Annotated in this window: 4 protein-coding genes; all 4 read left to right on the top strand. The window is 32.1% G+C overall.

Annotation, left to right across the window (positions count from 1 at the left end; genetic code table 11):
* A partial coding sequence (locus tag HG1285_RS03285) for an SDR family NAD(P)-dependent oxidoreductase (protein ID WP_008288912.1) occupies positions 1 to 570 on the top strand: 570 nt, incomplete at its 5' end.
* On the top strand, positions 564 to 740 hold the full coding sequence (locus tag HG1285_RS20385; protein WP_008288911.1) for an MBL fold metallo-hydrolase: 177 nt from the start codon (positions 564 to 566) through the stop codon (positions 738 to 740). The genes HG1285_RS03285 and HG1285_RS20385, both read left to right, overlap by 7 nt.
* A gap of 193 nt (positions 741 to 933) precedes the next feature.
* Positions 934 to 1,329: an MBL fold metallo-hydrolase gene (locus HG1285_RS20380; RefSeq protein WP_008288910.1), complete on the top strand. Its 396-nt coding sequence runs from the start codon at positions 934 to 936 to the stop codon at positions 1,327 to 1,329.
* A gap of 40 nt (positions 1,330 to 1,369) precedes the next feature.
* The gene (locus HG1285_RS18375) at positions 1,370 to 1,831 is read left to right on the top strand and encodes an FAD-dependent oxidoreductase (RefSeq protein WP_008288908.1); all 462 of its coding nucleotides are present in this window, start codon (positions 1,370 to 1,372) and stop codon (positions 1,829 to 1,831) included.
* Positions 1,832 to 1,891 lie beyond the last annotated feature (60 nt).

Raw genomic sequence — 1,891 nt, 5'->3', positions numbered from 1 at the left:
GTTAAAGTTTATATCATAAAAGCAAATTTAGAAGATAAAAAAGAAACTGAAAACTTAGCTTTAAAATCCCTTGAGTACTTTGAGAAAATTGATGTTTTAATAAACAACGCCTCAATATACTATCCAACGCCACTTTTTAAAGATAACCTTAAAGATTTAGATAGGTTTTATAAAGTTCATATAAAAGCTCCTTTTATACTTTCAAAAATAATTGGGAAAAAAATGCTTGAAAACAAAGAAGGAAGGATAATAAACATCGCAGATTATGCACCATTAAGACCTTATAAAAATTTTACTCCTTACATAGTTTCAAAAGGAGGTCTTATAACACTTACAAAATCACTTTCAAAAGAATTTGCCCCTTATGTACTGGTAAATGCTGTTTTACCAGGACCAATAGTCCCTCCTGAAGATTTAGGAGAGGAAGAAAAAGAAAAAGCATTAAACAAAACACTTCTAAAAAAATGGGCAGGAGAAATTGAAGTTTACAAGACAGTAAAATACCTTATAGAAACAGATTTTACAACAGGAGCATTAATTCCAGTAGAAGGTGGAAGGCTTTTATGTTAAAAGACTGGATAAAATTTTTGGGAACAGCTGGAGGAAGAGTAGTAGTATTTAGACAGCTAAGGCATTCAGGAGGAATGTGGCTTCACTTGAATGATGTAAACATACTAATAGACCCTGGTCCCGGAAGTTTAATTAGAATATTTGAAAATAGTCTTGACCCTAAAATATAGATATTTTTGTTTTATCTCACAGACATTTAGACCATGTTGCAGATATAAACTCTGTTTTAGAGAGTGCAACAGAAAGTACAAAGAATAAAAAAGACTTCTTATTGCCCCAAAAGATGCCGTAGAAGGAGAAGACCCTGTAATTTTAAAATATCTAAAAAAAGGTATAAAAAGATTTATACATACAAAGGAAAATATGGAAGTTGAATATAAAAGTATAAAAATAAAATCCCACATAAAACACAAGCATAAAGGTGCTGATACTTACGGCCTTTCATTTGAAACTGAAAATAAAAAAGTAGTTTATGTCCCTTGCGGGAAATTTTTTGAAGGAATGCTTTCAGGTTATCCTGAGAATGCCGATTTAGTGATTTTTAACACAACATTTGTAAGACCAAAACCTGCAATAGACCACTTATCAGCTGAAGACGTTATAAAACTTATAAATGCTCTAAAACCAAAAAAAGCTGTTATCACACATTTTAGCGTTGATATACTAAAATCAAATCCAAATGAAGTTGCAAAATATATTTCTGAAAACACAAATACACTTGTAATACCAGCAACAGACGGTATGAAAATAGGCGTTTAATATTGTATAATTAGCCAAAATAACTGAAAGGGTAGGTTAGATGAACGTTATTATTGTCGGCGGCGGTATAATAGGGCTTTCAATAGCTTACAAACTTATCAAACTTGGTATAAATATAACAATTTTTGACAAAGATAGAGTTGGTAGAAGTGCCTCATGGGCTGCTGGTGGAATGATAGCCCCTCAGGCTGAAGGTCTTGAAGAAGGAGATTTTTTAAACTTCTGTCTTGAAAGCAGAGATATGTTTCCACAGTTTATTAAAGAAATAGAGAGTGATACAGGTCTTGAAACAGGATACTGGCAGTGTGGAATATTAAAACTTGCTTTTTCTGAAGAAGAGAAAGAAAAAATACAAAAAGATGTTAAAAGATTTAAAGGACTTGGATTAAAAGCACAGTGGCTTGAAAGAGAAGATATAGAAAAAGATGTAAAAATAGGAAAAGAAGTTTTAGGAGGAGCATTATACCCGGATGATGCTCAGTTGATAATAGAAAACTTGTAATCGCCTTAGAGGATTTGTTAAAGACACGCAAAGGTTTACGAGTTTGAACCAGTTGAAGAA

The sequence above is a fragment of the Hydrogenivirga sp. 128-5-R1-1 genome, assembly GCF_000171895.1.
Note: the sequence above shows the minus strand (reverse complement) of the source record. Positions and strands in the feature narration are given on the sequence as shown.